General features: G+C 68.8%; 16 protein-coding genes and 4 pseudogenes. 9 read left to right on the top strand and 11 right to left on the bottom strand.

The window, feature by feature from the left end; translation table 11 throughout:
* Positions 1-226: 226 nt before the first annotated feature.
* The gene (locus tag OG870_RS01630; protein ID WP_266927609.1) at positions 227-1159 is read right to left on the bottom strand and encodes an LLM class flavin-dependent oxidoreductase; all 933 of its coding nucleotides are present in this window, start codon (positions 1157-1159) and stop codon (positions 227-229) included.
* A gap of 109 nt (positions 1160-1268) precedes the next feature.
* On the opposite strand from OG870_RS01630, the gene OG870_RS01625 reads away from it, so the two are divergent.
* Positions 1269-1718, top strand: coding sequence for a MarR family winged helix-turn-helix transcriptional regulator (locus OG870_RS01625; protein ID WP_266592943.1), 450 nt, complete (start codon positions 1269-1271; stop codon positions 1716-1718).
* Positions 1719-2023: 305 nt separating this feature from the next.
* Positions 2024-2458: a hypothetical protein gene (locus tag OG870_RS01620; protein ID WP_266927881.1), complete on the top strand. Its 435-nt coding sequence runs from the start codon at positions 2024-2026 to the stop codon at positions 2456-2458.
* Positions 2459-2533: 75 nt separating this feature from the next.
* Here OG870_RS01620 and OG870_RS01615 read toward each other — a convergent pair whose 3' ends face one another.
* The 6 genes from OG870_RS01615 to OG870_RS01590 all read right to left on the bottom strand — a co-directional run bounded on the left by OG870_RS01615 (position 2534) and on the right by OG870_RS01590 (position 7024).
* Positions 2534-3673 (bottom strand): ABC transporter substrate-binding protein, encoded by a 1140-nt coding sequence (locus tag OG870_RS01615; RefSeq protein ID WP_266529952.1) that lies wholly within the window; start codon positions 3671-3673, stop codon positions 2534-2536.
* Between the two features lie 411 nt (positions 3674-4084).
* Complete coding sequence (locus OG870_RS01610; RefSeq protein WP_266529954.1) at positions 4085-4465, bottom strand: nuclear transport factor 2 family protein; 381 nt, start codon at positions 4463-4465, stop codon at positions 4085-4087.
* Positions 4466-4499: 34 nt separating this feature from the next.
* The gene (locus tag OG870_RS01605) at positions 4500-4910 is read right to left on the bottom strand and encodes a nuclear transport factor 2 family protein (protein WP_266529956.1); all 411 of its coding nucleotides are present in this window, start codon (positions 4908-4910) and stop codon (positions 4500-4502) included.
* A 2-nt stretch (positions 4911-4912) separates the two neighbouring features.
* Positions 4913-5719: an MBL fold metallo-hydrolase gene (locus OG870_RS01600; RefSeq protein WP_266592949.1), complete on the bottom strand. Its 807-nt coding sequence runs from the start codon at positions 5717-5719 to the stop codon at positions 4913-4915.
* A 32-nt stretch (positions 5720-5751) separates the two neighbouring features.
* Positions 5752-6375, bottom strand: coding sequence for a DsbA family protein (locus OG870_RS01595; RefSeq protein ID WP_266592951.1), 624 nt, complete (start codon positions 6373-6375; stop codon positions 5752-5754).
* A 154-nt stretch (positions 6376-6529) separates the two neighbouring features.
* Positions 6530-7024, bottom strand: coding sequence for a MarR family winged helix-turn-helix transcriptional regulator (locus OG870_RS01590; RefSeq protein ID WP_266529963.1), 495 nt, complete (start codon positions 7022-7024; stop codon positions 6530-6532).
* Between the two features lie 539 nt (positions 7025-7563).
* Here OG870_RS01590 and OG870_RS01585 point away from each other — a divergent pair.
* Positions 7564-8274, top strand: a complete 711-nt coding sequence (locus tag OG870_RS01585; RefSeq protein ID WP_266845147.1) for a hypothetical protein — start codon at positions 7564-7566, stop codon at positions 8272-8274.
* 156 nt (positions 8275-8430) lie between these two features.
* Positions 8431-8553, top strand: coding sequence for a hypothetical protein (locus OG870_RS01580; protein ID WP_266529969.1), 123 nt, complete (start codon positions 8431-8433; stop codon positions 8551-8553).
* 250 nt (positions 8554-8803) lie between these two features.
* Here the strand turns inward: OG870_RS01580 and OG870_RS01575 are convergent.
* A pseudogene (locus OG870_RS01575) lies at positions 8804-9199 on the bottom strand (LysR substrate-binding domain-containing protein); the annotation flags it as partial.
* 1 nt (position 9200) lies between these two features.
* On the opposite strand from OG870_RS01575, the pseudogene OG870_RS01570 reads away from it, so the two are divergent.
* A pseudogene (locus tag OG870_RS01570) lies at positions 9201-9317 on the top strand (PrpF domain-containing protein); the annotation flags it as partial.
* Between the two features lie 81 nt (positions 9318-9398).
* On the opposite strand, the pseudogene OG870_RS01565 reads toward OG870_RS01570, so the two are convergent.
* From OG870_RS01565 to OG870_RS01555, 3 genes and pseudogenes are all read right to left on the bottom strand, one after another.
* Positions 9399-9842 (bottom strand): annotated as a pseudogene (locus tag OG870_RS01565) (transposase); the annotation flags it as partial.
* 7 nt (positions 9843-9849) lie between these two features.
* Positions 9850-10521, bottom strand: a pseudogene (locus tag OG870_RS01560) (transposase family protein); the annotation flags it as partial.
* Between the two features lie 79 nt (positions 10522-10600).
* A complete protein-coding gene (locus tag OG870_RS01555; RefSeq protein WP_266529974.1) occupies positions 10601-10948 on the bottom strand; it encodes a hypothetical protein in 348 nt (115 codons plus the stop codon).
* A 352-nt stretch (positions 10949-11300) separates the two neighbouring features.
* On the opposite strand from OG870_RS01555, the gene OG870_RS01550 reads away from it, so the two are divergent.
* The 4 genes from OG870_RS01550 to OG870_RS01535 all read left to right on the top strand — a co-directional run bounded on the left by OG870_RS01550 (position 11301) and on the right by OG870_RS01535 (position 16209).
* Positions 11301-12731: a non-reducing end alpha-L-arabinofuranosidase family hydrolase gene (locus tag OG870_RS01550; protein ID WP_266845144.1), complete on the top strand. Its 1431-nt coding sequence runs from the start codon at positions 11301-11303 to the stop codon at positions 12729-12731.
* 600 nt (positions 12732-13331) lie between these two features.
* On the top strand, positions 13332-13826 hold the full coding sequence (locus tag OG870_RS01545) for a recombinase family protein (RefSeq protein WP_266592965.1): 495 nt from the start codon (positions 13332-13334) through the stop codon (positions 13824-13826).
* On the top strand, positions 13823-14059 hold the full coding sequence (locus OG870_RS01540) for a hypothetical protein (protein ID WP_266529982.1): 237 nt from the start codon (positions 13823-13825) through the stop codon (positions 14057-14059). The genes OG870_RS01545 and OG870_RS01540 overlap by 4 nt, the downstream gene beginning before the upstream one ends.
* 431 nt (positions 14060-14490) lie before the next feature.
* A complete protein-coding gene (locus tag OG870_RS01535; protein WP_266845141.1) occupies positions 14491-16209 on the top strand; it encodes an LPXTG cell wall anchor domain-containing protein in 1719 nt (572 codons plus the stop codon).
* Positions 16210-16217: the final 8 nt, after the last annotated feature.

The following is a 16217-nucleotide window of genomic DNA, read 5'->3' as shown; positions in this document are numbered from 1 at the left end:
TGGCCTGCCGAAACGGCCACGAGGCTCCGTTCCCCTCTATCCGGGGAACGGAGCCTCCGTGCGTTGGAATGTGACTCCGCTGCGAACGAGTTCGAGCCCCTTTCCCGAGCTGGCACGATCGCATGTTACGACCTCGGGAGAAATTGAGTTCGAGGGCGTCGGCCCGGCGTAAACGGTCGATCAGTTTAGGTGATGGCCCATCAGTCGCCCGACGCGACTGCGGCTTTCAGCGCCCGTCGCACTCCACGCGTAGGGGCGTGATGATCTCTTCGACGAGCCAGTGTGCGACCTGCGGGGGGTAGGGGCTTCGCAGGCTCAGCACGATGTGCGTCAGGCCAGCGCCGATGAGATCCCGGATGGCCTTGCGGTCACCGGCTGGGTCGTCGTAGGAGACGATGTACTGCACCGAGCGGGTGATCGTCTGCGGGTCCCGGCCGACAGCCACGCAGTGCGCGTCTAGGACCCGGCTGCGTTGGGTGATGTAGTCGAGGGTGTTGTGCGGCGGACCGGGGATGTTCCAGATGTCCGCGTGTTCGGCGACCAGGCGAAGGGTTCTGGTTCCCCAGCCGCCGATCAGCAGTGGCGGGCCTGGTTGCTGGACGGGCTTGGGTTCGTTGCGATTGCCCTTGAGCGTGTAGTAGTGGCCGTGGAAGTCGAAGACTTCCTCCGTCCACATGTGCTTGAGGATGGCGATGGTCTCGGCCAGGCGTGCGATGCCCTCGGCCGGCGGAACCAGGGTCAGGCCGTAGGCGTCGTACTCCGCGACGGCGGGGTTCTCGCCTGTGACGCCACCGGCGTTGGGTGGCTGGTGTGTGCCGCCCACGCCGAGGCCCATGACCAGCCGGCCACGGGAGATCACGTCGACCGTTGTGGCGATCTTACCCAGGACGGCGGGCTGGCGGATCCGATTGCTGGTCACGAGCAGTCCCAGCCGCAGCCGTTGGGTTTGTGCGGCCAAGGCGCTCAGGAGCGTCCACCCTTCGAGGATCTGCCCGTCCTTGGGGCCTGCGATCGGTATCAGGTGATCCCACAGCCACGCGTCCGCGATCTCCGGCAGGGCGTCAGCCTCCTGCCACACTCGGAGGATTTCCTCGTAGGAGGCGCGCATCGGGGTGGTTTTGATACCGAACGTCACTGGGTGCTGAATCTGGTCGGTCATGGTGCACACACACCCTTCGGCTCGACGTGGCGCCGCTGATGACGGCAATACTGTCACCATAGATGATCGTCAGTGATGCTGACTATCAGTCCCGCGATACGATGTGGGCATGACGGACGATGCAGCCTCCGAGGCCCTCGCCTCCCGACTCGGCTATCTGCTCAAGCACGTGCAGTTGCGGCTGGCTGAGGCGTCCGCGCTGGCGCTGGCGCCGTTCGGCATCGACGGCCGCGAGCTGGCGGTCCTGGTCGTGCTCGCGGCGGAATACCCGCTGTCCCAGCTGGAGGCGGCGGGCAGACTCAGTGTCGACCGCACGACGATGGTGGCGCTCGTCGATGCCCTGGAGGAGAAGCGGCTCGTCGAGCGCCGCCGCAGCTCCCAGGACCGGCGCAAGAACACTGTGCAGCTGACCCCAACGGGTCAGGACACCCTGCGCAAGGCCGAGCGCGCCCGCGAGGAGATGGAACGTCAGTTCCTCGCCCCGCTCTCTTCCTCGGACGCAAACCAGTTGGTCCGGGCCCTGCAGACCCTCGTCACCACCCCGAAGACCGTCGGCTAACGACCGGGAATGAGAAGCCCTGTCCCCGGCGGGGCAGGGACCCGTGAAGATCCCTCCAGATTCGGTGAGTTGTGAAGCGCACCTGGGCCCGCGCGGCCTGTTCCCATCCCGCCCTGTCCGGCATCTCGCGTGCACATCTGGGCGGGTCGCTCGAGGAGATCTATCCGAAGTGGCAGGCGCGGCGTGAGTCGGAACTGCACAAGCAGCGAGGTGAGGAACGCAGGCGCGCGGCAGGAGCCGGGCGCCTGCCGAAGCTGGAGTTCGTCGATCGGGTGCTGGTCACGCTCGTCCACCTGCGGCTGGATATGCCGCATGCGGTGCTGGCCGAACTGTACGACGTGGACCGTTCCACGATCTCCGCCGCCATCCGCGACGTTCGCTCCCTGCTCGCCGTCCTGACCTCCAACACGGCCCCGCACCACCCAAGTGGCACACCGACCGGGACTGGATCCGGAGGGTCAACGCCCGCGTCACTGCGGGCTGAACGCCATCCCGCAGCGGGCCCGGAACGCACACGCCGCGCAGCCGCTCCCGGCACGCCGACGTCCAGGGGAGAAGTCGGCTTCAGCGAGCTCGCGAAGCACGAACGGGGCCGGCCAGGCGGCGGGCTGGGCACCAGGTTCCCCTCGCCGCCGACGACTGGCCACGGGGCCCCGGACTCCGCTGCAAGTGCCGCTGTCGGGCCGTCTGGTAGACCAATGAAGCGGCCCCACATTGAACGTCGCCGTGGGAGGCGCTGACGCAACCGGTACCTGCCTGGGCAGGCAGCCCCTCGACCGAAAGGACCGCCTGCCCAGAAACCGCCGGAGTGCGGGTCAGGCCCCTGGATGCAGCCCGAGCGAGCCCGGCGACGGGTCTCCCTTGACCTCTCCGAAGTACAGAGCAAAGGTCTGCTTCCAGCGCTCGATCGCGGCGCGGTCCGCCATGAAGCGGGGGAAGCCGTCGAGGTTCCCGTTCGGGTACTGCCAGATGGGCATCAGGCCCGTCGGCGGGGTGACATCCGTGCGGACCGACCAGCCGTTGGTGGCGGCCTGCTGCTCTCCGGTGGACAGCCGCCAGTTGAGGTAGAGCTTGGCCGCGGTCGGGTTCTTGGCCTGCTTCAGGATCGCGGCCCGCTGCCCCCAGGACATGAACGGCGTCGCCGCGTCGGGAAGCACCCACTTGACGGGTCCGGTGGCCAGGGCCGCGCCGGAGCCACCGACACCGATCGCCTTCTGCCCACTGGTGACGGCGTCTCGGGGAGTGAAGCTGCCGCGGGCGAACTGCACGTCCTGCGCGGCCAGTCGGGCCAGCCAGTCCCAGCCGTACTTCTGCACGTAGAGCGTGTAGAGGTAGAGGGACGCGTCGTCGTCGTGGGGGTAGGAGGAGGCTATCTTCCCCTTCCACTTGGCGTCGACGAGGTCTAGGGGGCTGGAGGGTACGTCCGAACCGACCACCGCGGGGCCATACATGTAGCTGAAGGCCGCCACCTGCACGGCGACCCAGGCACCGTGCGGGTCCTTGAAGGGGGCGTAGACCTTGGAGAATCCGGCAGGCTTGTAGGTGAGCAGATGGCCCTGCTCGTTCCAGCGCACGAAGTCCTGGACGGTCTGCAGCTGTACGACGTCGGGCACGAGGGTGTCGGTGGCGACCTGGTTGTCCACCCGGACGTCGTGGTACTTGCTGTAGTCGACGACAACCGTCAGATCGATCCCGGGAAAACGGCTCTTGAAGCCGGCGCGAAGGCCGTCCGCCTGCGTCGAGACATCGCCGCCCGCGTAGATCACGAGCTTTCCGCCCTCCGCGAGGGCGGTCAGGTAGAGCTCGTCGAGCGTGCGGGTCTCCTCGACACCTCCTGTCCTGCGGGCCTCGGTGGACGCCGCGGCGGGGGAGGCTGTGGCGGCGGCCGTACCTAAGCCGAGCGCGGCACCCGCGCCCGTGACGAGCAGACGGCGTCGGCTGGGAAAGCTGGTCATGTGGGGGAACCTTTCTGATGGGAAAACAAGGGCCGGTGCTGCGGCGCCCGGATGTTGTGCGGCGCCACAGCCGGAAACGCGGCTCAGGACGGCCGCGACCTGGTCAGATGAGCCAGAGGGGATGAGCGGCCGGAGGGGATGCTGATACCGGGCGCGGCCCGAGCGGCCCGCTCCTCCCGGACGGCCAACTGCCTGGCCGGGTCCTCGCCGGCCACGATGGGAGAGCGGAAGGCCGACGGAAGCAACCATGTCCCAGGACGACGGGGGCGTTCGACTGGAGCATCCTCAACTCAAGTGTGTGCCGTGCGCCGCGACATGTGCCACGACACACGGCGGGGTTGCGCAGAAGGCGACGCCGGGTCGCACGACTCGTGATGCGGACCGGTCCCGGCGCGGCTGCGGTCGCGGAACTCAGAAAACGGTGTTGTCGTTGGCACTCTTCTCGGGCACCTCCTGGATCACGTCCCAGTGCTCCACGATCTTTCCGTCGGCCAGGCGCCAGAAGTCCGCGACGGCCATGCCGCGGTCGCCGGGTTCGAAGTGCAGGTTGCTGTGGGTGACGACCAAGTCCCCTTCGGCGACGGCCCTCTTGATGTCCAGGCGCAGGTCGGGGAACTTCCCGCGCAGCCAGTGGACGTAGCCGACGAACGCCTGCGGACTGTCCTGCGCCTCCGGGTTGTGCTGGATGTAGCTGTCGCCGAGATGCGCGGCGGCGGCCTCTTCCGGCTGGTAGTCGTTGAACGCCTGCTCATAAAACGCGATGACGAGCGCCTTGTTGTCGGCAGCGGACATGCGCTTCTGCTGTCTTCGGGTGCCGGGGGTGCGTCTAGGCGGTCATGGCGTCGCGTACGAGCGCGGTGTCGACGAACTGCTCGAAGCGGACGATGAGTCCACCCCGTACGACGAAGTGGTGGGCGACGCGGACGGCGATCGGCTTGCCGGTGGCCTTGTTGACGGCCGTGTAGCGGGCCAGGACGACGACGTTCTCGCCGTCGACGACGTACGTGTCGTCGTGCGCTGCCCAGTCGTCCCACTCCTTGCCGAGCTGCTCCATGACGTGGGAGGTGACGCCGTCCGGGGTCCGGTAGGTACCGGCGAGCGGGAAGCCTGCCATCTCGGTCCACTCCACGTCGGGGGCGAGGGTGGCCCGCAGCGCTTCCAGGTCGCCGGCGGCGGAGGCCAGGTACTGACGGCGTACGACGTCGGCGGGCGCGGTGGAGGTGGCGAACTCGGTCATGGTCAGCCCCACTTCATCTCGCCCTTGGCGACCTTCGCACCGATCTGCGCGGCGATCAGCATGCCGTTGTCGGGGTAGCGCTTGACGAGCGCCTCGGTGAGCGCGGCGCCGTCGGCGGCCTTGCCGAGCTCCTCCTCGAAGGCGACGAGGTAGTCGCGGGTGGCGGTGATGGCGCTGGCGTCGGCGGCGGTGTCCGGGAGGCGGTGTCCGGGCACGACCAACTGCGGGTCGAGGGCGGCCATCTCGTCCAGGAGCTTGATCCAGGCAGCGCGGTCGTCGGGCGTGGGGGTGTCGGCGACCCAGACGTGCTCCTGCTGGAAGAGCAGGACGCCGCCGAGGAGGGTGCGGTGCTCGGCCTGCCACAGGTAGTGGCGGTCGGAGAGGCCCTCCGGGCCGCCCTTGAGCTCGAAGCGGTGGCCTTCGAGGGTGAGGTCACCGGTGAGCGGGGTGAGGTCGACCAGGCGGGTGGGCAGGTTCGGGCCGAGGGCCGCCCACGCCTTGAGCTTGCCCTCGTAGGAGTGCTTGATGTGCTCGATGACGAGCGGGGTGGCCACGAATGTCACGTCCGGGAACGCGTCCGCGATCACCTCGGCGCCGAAGTAGAAGTCGGGGTCGGCGTGGCTGACGAAGACGGTCTTCAGTGTCTTGCCGGAGTCGAGGATCTCGGCGGCGATGCGGTGTCCGTCGGCGCGGGTGAAGGCGGCGTCGACCAGGAGGGCCTCGGTCTCGCCCGTGACGAGGGTGGCGGTCTTGTTCTTGCTGCCGGCCGGGAAGTCGAGGTCGAGGATCTTGAAGGAGAGCGTGGTCATGCGGGGCTCCTTGCAGAGGGGTAGGCGGAAGGTCAGACGGCCGCGGACGCGAGGCGTTCGTCGACCTCGTCGGCGGTGGCGTGGCCGTAGGCCAGGGGAGTGACGGAGTCGCCGTCGACGGCGAGCAGGGTGGGGAAGCCGGTGACGCCGAGCTGGGCGGCGCGACGGAAGTCGGCCCTGGCCGCCGCCTGCGCCTCGGGCGCCTCGAGGGCAGCCACGACGGCGTCGGCTGCATCGGTGTCGAGCCCGACGGCCTCCGCGATGGCGCGATAGGTGGCTGCCTCGGACAGGCTGCGCCCATCGACGTAGAAGGCGTCCTGCAGAGCCGTGGCCAGCTCCACCATCCGGTCAGGAGCGACCTGGCGCAGGGCCGCGACACCACGGGCGGCGGCCTCGGAGTCCATCACGAACGAACCGTCGGCGATCAGCCCCTCGTACGCGGGACCGAACTCGGCGCCGGTCAGCTCGGCGATCTTGGCGTTGGCGCCCTGGACATAGCCGAACTCGCGGATCGGGACCCGGCGCGGCCCGGTGAACAGACCACCGGAGACCACCTCGACCGGCAGTCCGGGGTGGCGGGAGGCGACCTCGCGGAGCGTCCCGGCGAAGCCGTGGGACCAGCCGCAGTAGGCGTCGAACACATAGACGAGCTTCATCGAAAACCTCGGCAGGGTGGGGTGCCCGCACTTCCTGCGAGCGATTCACCTGACCAAACAGTAACTGACACATCAGATATTTCTCGACTCCTGTGACCTGTGTCACACCGGGATGGCTGACGTCATTACATCAGCGTTGCCGCCGGACCGCAGTTCAGGGCAGCCGGGGCAGCACGTCCCGGGCTGAGTGGCTGAGGATGCGAAGATCCGCTGCGAATCGCGCGCGGTCCGCAGCGGGGAGGGGCTGCACGAAGTACCGCTGGATGTTCTCCAGATGGACCCGCGACGCGCGTACGGCCGTCTCCTCACCCAGCGGAGTCAGGCGCACCAGCCGCCCGCGCCGGTCGTCGGGATCCTCCGCACGCTCGACGAGACCCGCCGCCTCCATACGGTCCACCAGCCGGGTGGCACCACCCGTGGTCAGAACCTGCTCCTGGGCGACGGCCCGCATCGACAGCCCCGGCTCACCCGCCCTGCCGAGGATCAGCAGAACCTCGAAGACCAGATGACTGATACCGCACTCCACCTCGAGCGCCCGGCCGAGGATGTACTCCAGCCGGTTGGCCGCCCCTTGCAGCCGTCCGAACGCCAGAATGAGCTCGTGGTCGGCGGCCTCCTTCGCCGTCCTGATCTCCGCTTCCTCACCCACGGCCGCGCCGCCCCCTCTGCTCGTCTCGGTACCACCGTACCGATCATGCAGCGGACGGGCGGGGCAGGATTCGACCGGACCAGTCGAGCGACAGCACCATCGTGCGGGCCGATCAGAGAGTTCACCGCATCCATCGGTCGGGCGCAAGGAACTTCGCAACGCCCTCCCCTGGCCTTCACCCAGCCTGCGCCGCCTTGTCCGGCTGGTGCTCTTCTCCGGCCTCACCGTACGCACTCCTCGGTATGGCTCTCAGCCGTTCGGATTCGGGTCGGTGACCGTCCTCCGCGACACGTCATCACCGCGGCTGGACCAGTGGAGCTGATCTCGCCTCCCTCCGATGCTCGGGAGTGGTGCGAGGCCGACCCCGTGTACGGGAGTTCACCGAAGGGCGGCGTCACTGCCCCGTCGGCCGAGCCCTCTTTCGGGGGTGGGACGGCCCCGCCTGCCCCCAGTCCCAGCCTCTCGGACGGAGACCTCGCCATGACCACCACCGCGCCGCTCGCGTCGTACGGCCCCTGCAGTTCCCCGACCGCGCCGGTATGACGCTGTGGCAGTTCGCCCGCGCCCAGCGCCTCGGGCTCATTCCCGGCCCTGATGTCGCCGGCGATCGCTGGTCCGCCGCCGTCTTCGACGACGCCCTCGACCGCGTCGACGCCATCCGGCAGGCCGTCGGGGCGATGCCCGACGTCGGCGCCGTCCGCGCCGAGGAACACCTCGCCGAACGCTTCAACATGACCGTGCACTCCGGCACCGCCGCCGAACTCGCCCGTCGCGGCCACCTGTCCGTGGTCGGCGACCACAAGGGCCACCCCCTCTACTGCGGGCTCCCCTTGGAGAACCTCACGGACCGCCGGAAAGTCGAACGCGCCTCTGCCGCCGGGCAGCTTCACATGCGCGACGCCGCTGCCAAGCTCCTCGGCATCCGGGAGTCGGACCTCGACCACCTTGTCCGCGCCGGGCTCCTCACCCACGCAGCCACGGCCCGCTCCTCGTGGAACAAGCACGACGTCGTCCTGCTTTACCGCCAGGCCGACCTGGACCGCGTCACGCGGAGCCGCCGGATCGACTGGGCAGCCGTCCGTGCGACCCCAAGGGCCGCCGGTCCCCGCTCGCGGCGCTCCGCACCCAGAAGCGGCGGACAGCCGGACGGTGACGACGGACGAACCCGGCACCGTGACCGCCCAGCAGGACGACCAGCAGCCGCGCCGCCCCGTGCATCGACGACCGACACCGTGACACCCATCCGCTGAGGATCTACCATCTTGAATTCGCTGGTCACGGGGCTGGTGTGGGTGGTGGGTTGTGCACTCGTGCTTGTCGGGGGCGGTTGTCCGACGTCAAGATCGTCTGTCGGCTCGCGAACTCGATGTTGGTCAGAAATAGCAGGGCGCAGGGAGCGCGGTGGCGTGACAGACGTGCAGGCGGAGCTTGGTGAGGATGCGCCAGTTCTTCAGGTGGGCCACCTCGAGATCGCCGTCAAGTACGTGAAAGCCGCGCCCCCGGACAGGGCGCTGCCCCGGATCCGCTGACCAGGCGGACCGCCCACTGCCATCACCCCGCAGTGGAAGACATCGACCGTGCCCTCGGCCTGTCACTGCCGGAGCCGACGCTCGCCGCGCCCACCTCGGACCCCGTGCTCCTTGCGGATCACGAACCCGGTATGGCCAGGGTGGCTTGCCGCCGCCCGTTGCCCACGTCCAACACCGAAGCGCGGGGCCTGGATCGGGCGGCGGTGAGCGCGACGGTGCCATGACCGGTGGGCGTGGTTCGGTGTGAGCGTCAGGGTGTTCGGGCCGCGGCGGTGTCGCGGAGGAGTCTGGCGAAGGTCAGGGCGGCGGGGGTGAGCGAGTGGTCGGCCATGCGAACCAGGAGGATGCGGCGGATGGGGGCCGGCGGCTGGAGGGGCAGGACGTTGACGCCGGGTCGGATGCCCTCCAGGGCCAGGGTGGGGGCGAGGGCGACGCCGATGCCGGCGGCGACCATGGCCTGGGCTTCCTGGTAGTCGTGGGCCTCGTAGGCGATGTGGGGCTCGAAGCCGACGGCGTGGCAGCCGCGGACGAGGGCTTCGGCCACCGGGTGATGTTCGGCGCGGGTGATCCAGGGGTCGTGTGCGAAGTCGGCGAGTGAGGTGGCGTCGCGGCCGGCGAGTGGATGGTGGCCGCTGACGAGAAGGGACGACCTGGCCGTGCGCATGGTCTCCATGCACGCCCCGCACCCGGCGATCGGCCTGACCTCCGCCGTGGCCCTGGCCACGGCCGCCGCCACCCCCGGCACCCTCGCCCACCGCGTGGCCGCGACTGATGTTTCCCCACGACCAGACCAACGACCATCCAAGCCGAAAGTCACATGATCAACGGCTTCTGTTAGGACCTCTTATGACCCCCTGGACCCCGGTCAGCCGGCGCTGCCGCTTTTTGACGATCTGCGGCTCGAAGGTCCCGGCCACGTCCCGGGGCACCCTGACCTCGACCGGGCCGACATCGGTCAGCACTGCATTGGCGCGGGTGCCGTTGCAGCTGTTGCCGTTGTTCTTCCCGGCTGGATCGTGCTTCTCATAACCGACGTGATCGGTGATCTCGCCTTCCAGGGCGGACTCCAGCACCCGCTAGGTCAGCTGCTGCAACAGCCCACCCCCACCGGTCAGTTGCAGGCCCGCCCTTCGCCTGCCGCCAAGGCGAGTCCGCGAACCGGCTGTCGCTGTCGCCGCCGAACAGCGCCCCCAGTCACCACGGGCCCGGTCAACCAGCATCGCGTTCAACTGGTCGTCCGACGCGGCCGCACCGACCGACTCGACCACCGGCTCTTGCTCGATCGTCATCTCACACGAAGCCGTGCTCCACCGGTGCCCGGACCGCTGCCAGTGCGGTGTTCGACAGTTTCTGGCCGCGGGTCAGGGGCCGGTTCCGGGCGGCCTTGTAGCCGGTGATCACCGCCGGGTCGGCGTCGGGACCGCTGTCGTCGAGCCCGACGAAGCCCAGGTCGGCGATGGCGCCGAGGCCGGCCGCCCGCAGCCTGGCGGTGAGCTGGTCGTGGCGGCAGGCGGTGATCTCCGAGGTGCGTCCGGGCTGGGCCGCCGAGACCCAGAGCAGTCGGCCGCGGCCGTCGGTGAGCGCGATGACGAGCAGGCCATGGCATTTGCTCTTGCCGGAGTAGTTCTTCCGGTTCTCTTTGCCGGTGCGCCGCCGGGTGCGGATCAGCGTGCCGTCCAACAGCACCACCCCGCCACCCTTGTGGGCGATCTTTTTGAGGGCGCGGTCCAGGCGCGGGGCGCGGGCGGCCAGCAGGCCGACGACTTCCCGCACTCACCGGGTCACGGTGGTGCGGTGTATCCCGTTGCCGCCGGCCAGGTCGCCCGGCCGCTGGTCACAGCGCAGTACCGCGAGCACGATGGCGGCGATCTTCCCCGAGGGCAGGGCCCGCCACCGTGATCTGGTCTTCTTGTAGTGGCCGCGTATCAGATCGGCGAGCCAGTTCAGGGTGGCACTCGACAGCGGCAGGCGGGCAGTTGTTTTTCTTCACACCAAACTCAACTGCCGCCGGGGGAGTGCGAGTTACGCCCCGTCGGCGCCCGCCTCCCTACGCCTGCGCGCGTGCGGTGAACCTGCCGTCGGGACGCTTGTGCAGCCGGCCGCGGTCGGCGAGCTTGGTCATCTTCGCCCGCAGCGGCTCCAGCTTGCCGCGCACCGAGGCGTCCAGGCCCAGCCGCTCGCCGACCGCCCTGACCTGCACCGGGCCGTCGGCCTCCCGCACGATCGCCAGGATCTTGCGGTAGTCGCCGGGCAGCGCGCGCTCATCGGCCGCGTCGCTGCGGTGCGGGATGAGCAGGACTGCTCGCCCGTCACTCGCACCCCGCTCGGCGAGTTCTCGACGCTCCCCGCTCCGCAGACGACCGCCGCAGGCACACGTCGACCGGACCGGCGTCATTGAGTGCCACCGGCCCCGCCGCAAGCGCGGGTCGGGCACCTAGCTGAACCAGAGGCTCAGGTGAGCGACCTGGTCGGGGTCCGTAATGATCACCAAGCCCGCGCCCGCACCGCTACCTGCCCCTCACGCCAAAGACCCGTACAACCACGGGACTTGAAGCCGCCTGGTTTCAGCCTGCGAACGTTTCTGCCCGCGAATTGTGCGAGAAGTATTGACGTCATTCATGGGATCTCTAGCATTCTCCTGATCGACACTTCGACCCTTGTTCGATATATCAGACAGGTCAGGCCGGCAGCCGGACAGCCCTGACGGGCCAAACCGGAGTCGCTTGCTCAAGGATGACGAGGTCCTTATGCACAGACGTAGTTTCAGCCTCAGACGCACGTCCGCGGTGCTCGCCGCCGCGGTCGCAGCTCTGGCCGCGTTGGCGGCGCTGCTCGTCGCCGGCCCGGCTCAGGCGGCCACCACCAGCGACGTGCGCGGTGTTGATTCCGGCCGGTGTCTCGATGTGGAGGGCTTCAGCCAGGCCGACGGCGCGAACGTGCACATCTGGGACTGCCACGGCGGAGTCAACCAGCAGTGGACGTTGACGGACAGCAGCCAGCTGACCGTGTACGGCAACAAGTGCCTGGATGCCCGGGGCGCCGGTACCACGGCCGGGACCCCGGTGCAGATCTGGTCGTGCAACGGCAGTGACAACCAGCAGTGGCGGGTGAACTCCGACGGCACGATCGTCGGCGTGCGGTCCGGGCTGTGCCTGGAGGCCGCGGGATGGGGCAAGGCCAACGGCACGGAGGCGCGGCTCTGGTCGTGCACCGGCGGCACCAACCAGAAGTGGACCGGCCTGTCCGGGGCGAGCAACGCGTGTGCTCTTCCGTCGACCTACCGCTGGACCTCGACCGGCCCGCTGGCGGAGCCGGCGAACGGGCAGCTCGCGCTGAAGGACTTCACCACCACCACGTACAACGGCAAGCACCTGGTCTACTCGACCACCTCCAACGGAACGAAGTGGGGCTCGACGGGGTTCAGTACCTTCACGAACTGGTCGGACATGGGGGCGGCCACCCAGACCCAGATGAACGACGACGCGGTGGCGCCCGAACTGTTCTACTTCGCACCCAAGAACATCTGGGTGATGGTGTCCCAGTGGGGTCAGTGGCCGCTCCACTACCGCACGTCCAGCGACCCCACCAACCCCAACGGCTGGTCCGCCCGGCAGCCGCTGTTCACCGGCAGCCTCCCCGACGGCCCCGACGCGAACCAGAAGAACGCCCCGATCGACCCGACCATGATCGCCGACGACCAGAACATGTACCTGTTCTTCGCCGCTGACAACGGCAAGATCTACCGGGCGAGCATGCCGATCGGGAACTTCCCGGGCAACTTCGGCTCCTCGTACACGACGGTCATGAGCGACGCACGGGACCTTCTGTTCGAGGCGCCGGAGGTCTACAAGGTCCAGGGGCAGAACCAGTACCTCATGATCGTTGAGGCGCAGGGGACGAAGCGCTACTTCCGCTCGTTCACCGCCTCCAGCCTGAACGGTCCGTGGACCGTCCAGGCCGGCAGCGAGAGCAGCCCCTTCGCGGGCCAGGCCAACAGCGGTTCCACCTGGGCCCAGGGCGTCAGCCACGGTGACCTGGTCCGCAACAACCCCGACCAGACCATGACCATCGATCCCTGCAACCTGCAGTTCCTCTACCAGGGCCTCCCCAACAACACACAGGAACCCGACTACCTGAAACTGCCGTACCGGCCGGGTCTGCTCACCCTGCAGCGCTGACCCGCCTGATCCACGGTGATCGCGATGTGGGGCGGTCCGCCGGCGCGTAGACGAGCGGTTTACGGCGTGGGCGACTCCACCTGCTGACCGATACTCACCACCTTGAGGAACCCCGGTCGAGGGTCGGCCGGGGTTCCTCCCTCTCGTGGGTTTCCCCCGCGGGTGCATGGCGGCGTAACGGGCAAGCGTGCACTGATCCGTACCTGACATCCGCGCGCAGTCCGGCAGGATTCGACGACGATCCCGCATTCGAGGAAGTCGTGGCCGAACGCCGCTGGTGCCCGGCTGGTCGGCCTGGTGGATCAAGTCGATGACGTGGTCCACCATGCCCTGGCGATTTGGCCCGGAGACGGCCCAGCCCCACCAGAAAGCCCCCGCCCCGCGAGGAAACCGCGGGGTGGGGGCTTACTGGCGTCCCGTTACTTCTCCATGCCCTGGGTCTGGCGGGCCCGCCTTTTGGCCCTGGTCGGGGGCTGGCTACCCCAACTGACCTGCGGTCGACCGGTCGTCAGTGGTCGTTGCCTGTCGTCGTTGGTCGCCCTCGGAGGTCCCAGAGAGGTTCCGGGACCAGCCCGGTCGGCGGCCCTGTTCTCAATCCCTTTGAGCGGCCCGGTATACCTCGTACTGAGTCCAGGCACGTTCGAGCGTCTCGATGGCCGCGTCGATGGCGCCGCGCTCTTCGAGGTAGTCAAGCCGGCCCTGCCTTCCCTTGCGCGAGGGCCGGTCGGGGTCGGCGGAGACATCCCGCGCGAGATCCCCAATGAGCTCGAGGAGGCGCTGAAGACCGCCCGGGAGATCAAGGCGCACGCCCCGCACTGCCGGGTCATCTTCACCGTGTTCGAGATGAAGAGGCTGGGGCGCGACGCGGCAGAACTCGCCGCCCTCGCGGACCATCTGACCGAGCACGGCCTGGTGCTGGAGATGCTCGCCGGCCCGCTGCCCGGCATCTACGATCCCACTGGCCCCGGCAAGCTGCTGTTCGGCTTCTTCGCCGCGATGGCCGAGACCGAGCGGGAGAACATCCGGGAGTCGACGCTGGAGGGACTCGACACCGCGGCTCGCAAGGGCAAGTACGGTGGCCGGCCCCGGTCATGACCGACGACATGCTGCACACCGTGCTGCGGCCCAAGGCACTCGGCGAGTCCGTCGAGCAGATCCAACCCGCCCTGGTCATCCCCACCGGCAAGCGCAAGGGACCGAGCCCGTCCGTCGTCGGCATCTACCGGGCCCTCGCCGAACACGAGAAGACCCAGGCGTACCCCGAGGCCGTCGAGACAGCACACGCCGACTTCGCCGCCCTTCAGCAGCACGACCGCAGCCCCAAGTAGCTACTCAGCGCCACACATCACCTGGCGGTAGCTATACGAGAACAGGGCCGTCGCGGTGGCGGCGGCCGCCGTCTGTCTTTTCCCGTGCTTCCTGTGCGGCTTCAGCCGCTCGGCCACCGCGGGTCGGTGTGCGGCCGGAAGCATGTGATGGTTCGCGCCGTCGAGGTCGAAAGGAGCCCGGGCGTGTCACCGGGTCACGGGGTCACCGGGTCCGGTGAGACGGTGCGACCGCGTCTCGGCGAAAAAAACGATTGAGATGGCAACCTTTCCGCTCTGAGTGGCTACTTAGGGGCGTACCGACGAGGGCGAGCCGTGGTCAGCGGCCCTACGCCTTCTGTGTCAACACCCGATCGGAGCCCCACGTGTCACCAGACAACCCGAGATCCGCCGAGCAGCCGATGCCTCGGGGTCGCACGCCCCGCCGTAGCCGGATGCGCCGCCGCTTTGTCGCGGGGGCGGTGGCGGTGCTCGCCGCCTCGGTCGGCGTCGGCGCCCTGGCGCCCAGCGCGGGCGCCGCGCCGACCATCGGCATCCGTGTGGATGCCCGTACCTCCCTGGGCAAGGTGCCCAGCAGTGGTGTCGGCCTCAACACGGGCTTCGGCGACGAGCACATGGGGGACGCCAAGGTGACCTCGCTGATGAAGGCCGCGGGAGTTCGGCAGCTGCGCTATCCCGGCGGCTCCGGCGCGGACGACTACCACTGGAAGACCCACACCTCCGGCGACGGCACCGGCTGGATCCCCTCCAACACCGACTTCGACCACTTCATGGCCACCGCGAAGAAGGTCGGCGCCCGGCCGATCCTGACCGCGAACTACGGTTCCGGCACCCCCCAGGAGGCCGCCGACTGGGTCAAGTACTCCAACGTCGACAAGGGCTACGGCGTGAAGTACTGGGAGATCGGCAACGAGGTCTACGGCAACGGGCACTACGGCGACGGCAAGGGCTGGGAACGTGACGATCACGCCGACAAGAGCCCGACGGCGTACGCGAAGAACCTGATCGCCTACTCGAAGGCGATGAAGGCCGTGGACCCGACGGTGAAGATCGGAGCGGTGCTCACCACCCCCGGCGGCTGGCCGGATAAGGAGAAGGCTCCCGGTGACAGCGCCGACTGGAACAACACGGTGCTCTCCATCGCGGCGAAGTCGATCGACTTCGCCATCGTCCACTGGTATCCGGGCGGCAAAACCACGGCCGACCTGCTGAACACCCCCTCCCGGATCGCCGGTACCACGTCCGAGCTGCGCTCGCTGATCGCCAAGTACGCGGGCTCGCGCGCCGCTTCGGTGGAGATCGCGGTCACCGAGACCGACGGCGTCGGCTCGCCCGCCTTGACCAGTCAGGCCGCGGCCCTGTTCGCGCCGGACACCTACATGACCTGGTTCGAGCAGGGCGCCACCCACGTGGACTGGTGGAACCTGCACAACGGCACGGACCAAGCGCCCACCACCGTCAACGGCCAGACCGACTACCAGGACGGGGGCATTCTCTCCGCCGGCACCTGCGCCGGGGGGAAGTGCCAACCGCCGCGCGACACAACCTTCCCCACCTACTGGGGCATCCGCTCGCTGACCGCACTGGCGAAGCCTGGCGACACCATCGTCAAGTCGTCCTCGGGCAACTCGTCGGTCACTGTGCACGCGGTGCGGAACAGCACCGGCGGTCTGAACGTCATGCTGACCAACAAGAGCCCGCAGAACGCGGCGCAGGTGTCGCTCTCGTACGCCGGATTCACCCCGGCCGCAGGGGCGGTCACGACCGTTTCGTACGCCAAGGGAGGCACCGCCCTGACGACGGCGAAGCGGGGCACGGCGGTCGCACAGACGCTGCCGCCGTACTCGATCACGACTCTTCAGATGAAGCCCGCGTCGGGGACTGCCATAGCTGACAAGCCGACGCCCGCCCCCACGCCGACCGCCCCCACGCCGGTTGTCTCCTCCTCCGGCACGATCGGCGGCACCCGTGCGCAGGGGGGGATCGGCGCACCCGTCGGCCAGGCGACCCCGAGCAGCGCGTCCGGCGACCTGGCTTCCACCGGGGCGAGCAACGCTGTCATGTACAGCGCCCTCGGTGGCCTGCTGGTCATCGCTGCCGGCGGCGTGCTGGTGCTTCGCGGACGTCGCCGCAGGGGTTTGCACGGGAAATGAGACCGCGT

The sequence above is a fragment of the Streptomyces sp. NBC_00461 genome (assembly GCF_036013935.1).
GTDB lineage: Bacteria > Actinomycetota > Actinomycetes > Streptomycetales > Streptomycetaceae > Streptomyces.
Note: the sequence above shows the minus strand (reverse complement) of the source record. Positions and strands in the feature narration are given on the sequence as shown.